Genomic DNA, 7,959 nt, shown 5'->3' with positions numbered 1-7,959 from the left:
CATGGCCGATTACCTCGCTGGTCGTGACGATTGGGACGTCGCAACCCTCTCGCTCTCGGTGAACATGGCGAACCGAGGATTCACGCTCGCGCAGTTCCGCGACCGCGCGGATGCGCTGGCGAACGCGGTCGCCGGTGCGCATCCGACCCGCCCGGTCGCATGCGTGACGCTGTTTCCGTATCACGCCGACGTGGTTCGGGACGACGACGCCCGGCGCGCCGCGGACTTTCGGGCGGCGTTACGGGATGTCGTCGCCGAGTCGCCACACGACAACCTTCACGTCATCGACGGCGACGAGGCGATGGATGCGACCGGACTGACCGTGGACGTGTTGCATCCGGGGGACGCCGGAATGGAGGCCATCGGACGCACCGTGGCCGGACGACTCGCCGAACTGCTCGATTGAATGGATGGCCTCCGGATCGCCAACGGGCGTCGCGGGACGACTCCGCCGACCGTCACGTATTTCTATCGGGCGTCGCCGTCTTCGGTCGAATGACGGGTGACAACGACGAAATCACGGCACTCGACCCGGAAACAGTTTCACCGGGCGACGTGGACACCGAAGGCCTCCGCGCGGCGCTCGAACGCGAGGACAACCTCGTCCGAACCCACGCGGCGCGACTCGTCTCGGCGGTAGCCGAACGGGATCTCGATAGCGTCGAACCGCTCGTTCCCACGCTCGTCGGGGCGCTCGACGACGACCGAATCGTCGTCCTCCGGGAGTCGCTGGTCGTCCTCGCCGCCATCGCGGAGGACTCGCCGGAAGCCGTTCGTGAAGCGATTCCGTCCCTCTGTTCCCTGCTCGAACACGAGACGCCGCTGATTCCGGCCCTCGCCTCCGAAGTCGTTCGGGTGCTGGCGGTCGAACGCGCCGAGTGGTTCGTCCCGCACGTCGGCGAACTCGTCACGGCCATGGAAACCGAACCCACGGACCCGACCGCTGGCGGAGCGGACGCGTTTTCGAACGATGCGGAACCGCGGGCACACGTGACCGACGTTTATCGGGAGGAACTGCGACGGCAAATCACCGCTCGAACCGTCGTCGCGAACGTCGTCTACGAGGTCGCAACCATCGACCCCGAGTCGGTTCGCCCGCACGCATCGCGGTTCGTCGCCCTCATCGAGGACGGGTCCGGTGCGGTGCTGTCGGCGAGCGTTTGCGCGGTGAACATGATTTCCGAGGCGAATCCGGAGGCCGTGGAGAATGCGGTCGAACCGCTGTGTGACCGCCTCTCGGTCCCGGACAGGGCCGTACAGGTTCACGCCGTCAGTGCGTTAGGTAACGTCGGCGACCCGACCGCTGTCGAACCGCTCCGCGAGTTCGCCGACGGGGACGCACCGCTCGACGACGAGATTCGGTCGTTGGCGCGGACGACAGCGGACGGGACGGCCGACGATTCTCGAACCGCGTGACGGCGGACGGTCGGTTCGGGCGGATTACCGTCTCGCGTATCGACGGACGCTGTACCAATACACACCGGCGACGACCGCCCCGAGGCCGACGATGAGTGCGAAATCGACCAGGAGCATCGCGGCCGACGCGGGGTTCGACTGTCCGAAGACGAGTGCGGCCCCCGAAAGTACGAGGAGGAACAGGAGGAAGAACAACAGCAACTGGAGGTACCGTCGAGCGCCGTAGACGAGCTCCCAGAACCGGTCGTATTCGTTCATACCGGCGTATCGTCCGATTCCGTCAAGAAAGTTCGCAAACCGGTTCGTTCGGGACGAGTACCGTCGTCCTATCCCGTACGTCGCTTTTCGTCCCGAACGGAGCGTAATGGTTGATGGTGTGCAAACATTTATCTATGACTAATGTTCTGGTTCTATTGGACCATGAGAGACGATTCCACGAGTCGTAGTGACGTATATAGCCGTCGGCATCTCCTCGCGATGGCCGGGACCGCTGGCGCCGCCGCGCTGGCCGGGTGTAGCGGCGGGGGTGACGACGACAACGGCGGAGACGGAACCGGCGACGGGTCGCAGATATACGACAAGAAACACATAAGCCGTGTGAATCAGGTTCCGACGAACATTCAGTGGAACCCTTCGAACCCGTCGAGTTACGCACAGGCGTCACAGAACCTGTTGTTCGACCGCTTCGCCCAGTACAATCTCGCGAAAAACGAGTTCGTCCCGTACGCGGTAACGGACTGGTCGTTCGGTGACAAATCGTTCACCATGAAACTGCGAGACGGCCTGACGTGGGCGAACGGGGACGCGGTTACCGCGGACGACATCGTTACCCAGTTGAAACTCGGCATGCACACGGGCACGGGGTACGCCGACTACACGAAATCCATCGAGGCGAAGGACGATTCGACCGTCGTCATGCACTTTTCCCAACCGGTCAACAAGACCATCGTCAAGTTCCAAGTGCTCGTCAACAACCACGTTCAGCAGAAAAAGAGCGTCTTCGGAAAGTACCTGAACAAGATAGAGAAAGACGAGAAGTCCGGCCTCCACGAGCTACAGAACTTCGCGTGGAAGGAACCGATAGCGAGCGGCCCGTTCGCGTTCGAGAGCACCAGTCAACAACAGGTGGTCACCAAGCGCCGCGACGACCACCCCGACTCGGACAAGATCAACTTCGAGACGTACTCCTACCTGTACATGGAGGGGAACCAGTCGGTGTACAACGCGATGACCTCCAACCAAATCGATTCGGTCGCCACCGCGTTCACGCCACCCCACATCCTCGACCAGTTGCCGAAGAGTTGGCAGGAGATCAAGTTCCCGTCGGGCGTCGGCTACGGCTTGGTACCGCAGTTCGACCACAAGCACGCGGGCGACCGCGCGGTTCGACAGGCCATCGCCTACGTCCTCGACCGGAAGGCCATCGTCAAGAACGCCGGACCCGCCTCGAAGAAGCCCGCCGAACTCTCCGTCGGAATCGCCTCAAGTGCGGTCGATAAGTGGCTGGGAGATTCCCGGAACGACTTCACGGACTACGGTAAATCCGAATCGAAGACCGCAAAGGCCGAGGCGGTTCTCAAAGACGCTGGATACAAAAAGCAGGGCGGAACGTGGCACGACAGCGACGGCGACGTCGTGAAGCTCCCCGTGCAGGTTCCGTCCGGGTGGTCGGACTGGGTGACCGCGACACAGACCGTCGTGGATCAGCTCAACAGCTTCGGGTTCAAATCGAGCGTGGACGGCCGTACCTTCGGCAACCTGCAGGGACAGGTGTGGCCGAACGGCAACTTCGTCCTCGCCTCGGGGAGTTGGCTTCCGGGTGGCGGACAGGCGACGTTCCCGTACTTCTCGCTGCGCCAGATGATGTTGGAGAACTATCGCGGATTCACGTACAACTATCCGGCGGCGAACGAAAATCGCGGCGGGAACCACGGCACGGTGACGGTCCCGAAACGCGGCGGGTCGGGCGAGATGACGGTCAATCCGTCGGAGCGGTTGAAAGCCATGTCGCACGCGACGGACGAGGCGAAAGTCACGGAGATCGCCGTCGAACAGGCGTGGGTCACGAATCAGGACCTCCCGATGCTCCCCGTGGCCGAGAAGCAGACGCAATCGTTCCTGACGGGCGACGTGTGGGACATCCCGGAGAAGGGAGCCGAGGTGTCCAAGGTCCGATGGCCGGAAACGTGGCTGCCGCGTCTCGGAAAGATGAACTACGCGAGTAACTGAACTACGGATAACGAAATAACGCATCCACACCATATACCACTGCGAAGGATATATCGAAACCATGGCCAACTACTACGTTAAACGAACGGCACGGGCGCTTCTGACCCTCTGGCTCGTCGTCACGCTCACGTTCGGCATGATTCGGCTGTTGCCGGGAGGGCCGTTGACCCAGCTCCGAGGAAAGTTGATCCGACAGGGATACCCGCCACAGCAGATCAACTCCATCATCGAGACGTACCAGAACCTCCAACCGGACGCGCCGCTCTACGCCCAGTACTTCGATTACATCACGGCGCTGCTCCACGGCGACATGGGGAAGTCGTTCACGTACCCGCGAACGGTCGCGAGCATCATCGGCGAAGCGCTACCGTGGACGATATTCGTCATGGTGACGGCGACGATAATCATCTTCGCCATCGCCATCGTCTGGGGCGCATTGATGGCGTACAAGGAAGGAACCAGATTCGACATGGTATCGAGCAGCCTGTCGATTCTGCTCTCCTCGATACCGTTCTACGTCCTCGCCATCGGGCTGGTAGTCCTGCTCGGATACAAGTTTCAGGTGCTGCCGGTTCGGTATCGGCTCAGCCCCGGCGTCGAACCCGGATTCACGCTCCAGTTCGTCACCGACGCACTCTATCACGCGTTCCTGCCCATCGTCTCCCTCGTCATTTCCGGAGCCGGATTGCAGGCGCTCGCGATGCGGGGGAACAGCATTCAGGTGCTCGGCGAGGACTACGTTCGGGTCGCACGACTTCGCGGCCTCTCGGACCGCCGCATCTCGGTGTGGTACGTGGGACGGAACGCCGTCCTCCCGATGTACACGGGCTTTCTGACCCTCATCGGGTTCAACCTCGGCGGGTCCGTCATCCTCGAACAGATATTCACCTATCCGGGCGTCGGCTACTACCTGTTTCAGGGGTTACAGAACCGCGACTATCCGCTGATGATGGGTATCTTCCTCGTCATCACGACGGCGCTCGTGCTCTCGGTGTACATCGCCGACCTGAGTTACGGAAGGATCGACCCGCGGGTTCAATCGGGTGATTCCAGTGAAGCGTACTGACGACTCGAACGCCGTCGCCGACGGCGGGTCGAGGGTCGAGGAGTTCAGCTTCGAGACGACCACCTCGGACGTCGAGGTCACGTGGAAGGAACGACTCGGGGACTTCTACACGGAGTTCGTCTACAAGCCGGGCCTCGTCGCGTGGGACGACCGCCGAACCCGCATCGGCGGTATCATCCTCACCGTCTACATCCTCATCGGAACCGTCGGCGCGTGGTTCTACCCCGAGCCGATTTCGAACCAAGTGCCGCGGAATCTCGCGCCGTTTCAGGACTGGAGCGCGCCGCTGGGGTCCACCCAGTCCGGCGTGGACGTGCTGGCGATGGCGATTCACGCGACGCCATCGATGCTCATCATGATCGCAACCGGCGGCATCTTCGCGACCGCCATCGCGCTGGTCATCGGGACCGTCGCCGGGTACAGCGGCGGAACCGTCGACGCCGTGCTGACGTCGTTTTCCGACATCGCGATGACGATTCCGGGGCTTCCCCTCATCATGGTGTTGGCCGTGGTCTTTCGACCGGACAACCCCGTCCTCATCGGCATCCTCATCACCGTCAACTACTGGGCCGGGTTGGGACGGTCCATCCGGTCCCAAGTGCTCACCCTGCGCGAGGCGTCCTACGTGGAGGCCTCGCGGACGATGGGCGTCAGCACGCCGCGCATCCTGTTCAAGGACATCATCCCGAACCTGATGCCGTTCGTGCTGGTCAACTTCGCCAACGCGGCCCGGTACGTCGTCTTCACGTCGGTCGGTCTCTACTATCTGGGAATCCTCCCGACGTCGGTTCCGAACTGGGGAATCCAGCTGAACAACGCGTACAAGCAGGCCGGTGCCCTCGTCGGGACGAGCGCGCTGTACCAACTGGTCGTGCCGATGGTCATGATAATGGGTATCGCGCTGTCGCTCATCCTGCTCGCACAGGGTCTCGACCGCGTGTTCAACCCCCGCGTCAGAACCCGTCTCGCGGGAGAATCGTCGTCGCTCGAAGAGTCAGACGAGAACACCGAGGTGATGTCACAATGATATCCGAACAAACGAACGTTCACTCCTCCGAGGTAACGGATCCGATACTGAGTATACAGAACGCGTCGGTCACCTACGACGACGGCGAGTCGTACGTCCTGAACGACGTAAGTCTCGACATCGGGCGCAACGAAATCGTCGGCGTCGTGGGCGAGAGCGGGTCCGGCAAATCGATGTTCGCCGAGACCATCCTCGATGCCATTCCCGACCCCGGGATACTCGAAGGACGGGTCGTCTACCGCCCGGACGGGGGGACGGAAATCGACGTCCTCGAACAGAGCGACGAAGGACTACGGTCGATGCGCTGGGAGCAGATATCGATGGTGTTCCAGGGTGCGATGAGTTCGTTCAATCCAACGATGTCCATCGGTGACCACTTCCACGACACGTTGGACGCGCACGACGCCGACCGAACGGCGGGAATGGAGCGGGCGCGAGAACTCCTCTCGGACCTCTACCTCGACCCCGAGCGCGTCCTCGCTTCGTACCCACACGAACTCTCCGGCGGCATGCAACAGCGGGCGCTCCTCGCGCTGTCGCTGGTGCTGGAACCCGATATCCTCGTGATGGACGAACCGACCGCCGCGCTCGACCTGCTGATGCAACAGTCAATTCTCATCCTGCTGAAGGAGCTTCGGGAGAAGTACGACCTGACGATGGTGTTCATCACCCACGACCTGCCGCTCGTTGCCGCGCTGGCGGACAGGCTCGCGGTGATGTACGCCTTCGACATCGTGGAAGTCGGACCGGCCGAGGAGATAGTCGACGACGCGGCACATCCGTACACGCGGGCGCTGCTGAACTCGACGCCGAGTCTGAACGCGCCGCTGGAGGAGATGCGTCCCATCGAAGGCCAGAGTCCTGCACCCATCAACGTCCCGGACGGCTGTTCGTACCATCCGCGGTGCCCGCTCGCAACCAGCGAGTGCGTCCGAAACGACCCAGCGTTCGAAACGCCGTCGCCGAACCACGCGGCCGCGTGTTTCCACTGGGAGGAAGCACGGGAGGAAATAGCGTTGAACTACGAAGACCTATTGGAACATCCGTCCGAACGGCCGGGAGGTGAGGACCGGTGAGCGACGCGCCGCTCCTCTCACTGAAGAACGTGGAGGTCCACTTCGAGAACGAGCCCGGACTCCTCGATTTCGACGGGGAGGCACAGACTGTCCGCGCCGTCGATGGAGTCACCATCGACATCGAGGAAAACGACGTCATTTCGCTCGTCGGCGAGTCCGGGTGCGGAAAGACGACGCTCGGCAAGACGGCCATCGGACTCCAACGGCCGACCGCCGGGAGCGTCGAGTACAAGGGCCACGACATCTGGGATATCCGGGACGGAAACAGCGACGCGGACATCGCGTGGAGCGACGTGCGCCGGTCGCTACAGATAATCCACCAAGACCCGGGGAGTTCGCTGAATCCCAACCGTCGCATCGTGTCCATCCTCTCCGAACCGCTCCGGCAGGTCAGTCCCGGTCTCAGCACCGGCGAGCGACGGGAGCGAATCTACTCGCTGCTCGACAGAGTTGGCATGAGTCCGGCACCGGACTTCGCCGAGCGCTACCCCCATCAACTGTCGGGCGGGGAGAAACAGCGCGTCGTCCTCAGCCGCGCGCTGTTGATGAACCCGGACGTGATTCTGGCGGACGAGGCCATCAGCGCGCTGGACGTCTCGTTGCGCGTCGAGATGATGGACCTCATGCTCGAACTGCAGGACGTGTTCGACACGTCCTACGTGTTCATCTCGCACGACCTCTCGAACGCCCGCTACTTCACCGAACACGGCGGGGGGAGAATCGGCGTGATGTACCTCGGGAAGCTCGCAGAGCTCGGTCCCGCCGAGCGACTCATCCAGAACCCACAGCACCCGTACACCGAGGTGCTCCGCTGGGCGACGCCGAACCTCGGTATGAACATGTCCGTCACGAGCGACTTCCCGATGCGGAAGATCGACGTTCCAGACCCGATAAACCCGCCCTCGGGCTGTCGGTTCCACACGCGCTGTCCGAAGGCGCGGGAAGTCTGTACGCGCGAGACGCCCGACCCGATTTCGGTCGATGAATCGTCGGAAGCGGCGTGTTTCCGGGCCGACGAGCGACACGAGTACTGGAACAGCGAGCCACTCGACGGCGTGGAACCCGAGTCCGACCCCGGTTCGACGAGCGGCGGCGTCGAGATGGACTGATTCGAGCGCTGTACCCGTTTCCGCAACCCGTTTTCG

At 62.5% G+C, this 7,959-nt stretch carries 8 protein-coding genes; 7 read left to right on the top strand and 1 reads right to left on the bottom strand.

Going from position 1 to position 7,959, the window contains the following annotated elements; all coding sequences use genetic code 11:
- Both B208_RS0118570 and B208_RS0118560 read left to right on the top strand, forming a co-directional pair.
- On the top strand, positions 1-406 hold a 406-nt coding region (locus B208_RS0118570), incomplete at its 5' end, for a GDSL-type esterase/lipase family protein (protein WP_018129051.1).
- A gap of 89 nt (positions 407-495) precedes the next feature.
- A complete protein-coding gene (locus tag B208_RS0118560) occupies positions 496-1,416 on the top strand; it encodes a HEAT repeat domain-containing protein (protein ID WP_007983102.1) in 921 nt (306 codons plus the stop codon).
- 24 nt (positions 1,417-1,440) lie between these two features.
- On the opposite strand, the gene B208_RS0118555 is transcribed toward B208_RS0118560, so the two are convergent.
- Positions 1,441-1,674: a hypothetical protein gene (locus tag B208_RS0118555; protein WP_007983100.1), complete on the bottom strand. Its 234-nt coding sequence runs from the start codon at positions 1,672-1,674 to the stop codon at positions 1,441-1,443.
- 162 nt (positions 1,675-1,836) lie between these two features.
- On the opposite strand from B208_RS0118555, the gene B208_RS0118550 reads away from it, so the two are divergent.
- The 5 genes from B208_RS0118550 to B208_RS0118530 all read left to right on the top strand — a co-directional run bounded on the left by B208_RS0118550 (position 1,837) and on the right by B208_RS0118530 (position 7,923).
- Positions 1,837-3,645, top strand: a complete 1,809-nt coding sequence (locus B208_RS0118550) for an ABC transporter substrate-binding protein (RefSeq protein WP_026177945.1) — start codon at positions 1,837-1,839, stop codon at positions 3,643-3,645.
- A gap of 61 nt (positions 3,646-3,706) precedes the next feature.
- Entirely contained in the window at positions 3,707-4,711 is a 1,005-nt protein-coding gene (locus tag B208_RS0118545) for an ABC transporter permease (protein WP_007983095.1), read from the top strand.
- The gene (locus B208_RS0118540) at positions 4,698-5,738 is read left to right on the top strand and encodes an ABC transporter permease (RefSeq protein WP_007983093.1); all 1,041 of its coding nucleotides are present in this window, start codon (positions 4,698-4,700) and stop codon (positions 5,736-5,738) included. The genes B208_RS0118545 and B208_RS0118540 overlap by 14 nt, the downstream gene beginning before the upstream one ends.
- Entirely contained in the window at positions 5,735-6,814 is a 1,080-nt protein-coding gene (locus B208_RS0118535; protein WP_018129049.1) for an ABC transporter ATP-binding protein, read from the top strand. Before B208_RS0118540 ends, B208_RS0118535 begins: the two co-directional genes overlap by 4 nt.
- Entirely contained in the window at positions 6,811-7,923 is a 1,113-nt protein-coding gene (locus B208_RS0118530; protein ID WP_007983089.1) for an oligopeptide/dipeptide ABC transporter ATP-binding protein, read from the top strand. Before B208_RS0118535 ends, B208_RS0118530 begins: the two co-directional genes overlap by 4 nt.
- Positions 7,924-7,959: the final 36 nt, after the last annotated feature.

The organism is Haladaptatus paucihalophilus DX253 (genome assembly GCF_000376445.1).
Lineage (GTDB): Archaea > Halobacteriota > Halobacteria > Halobacteriales > Haladaptataceae > Haladaptatus > Haladaptatus paucihalophilus.
This window is presented reverse-complemented; position numbering and strand designations above follow the sequence as displayed.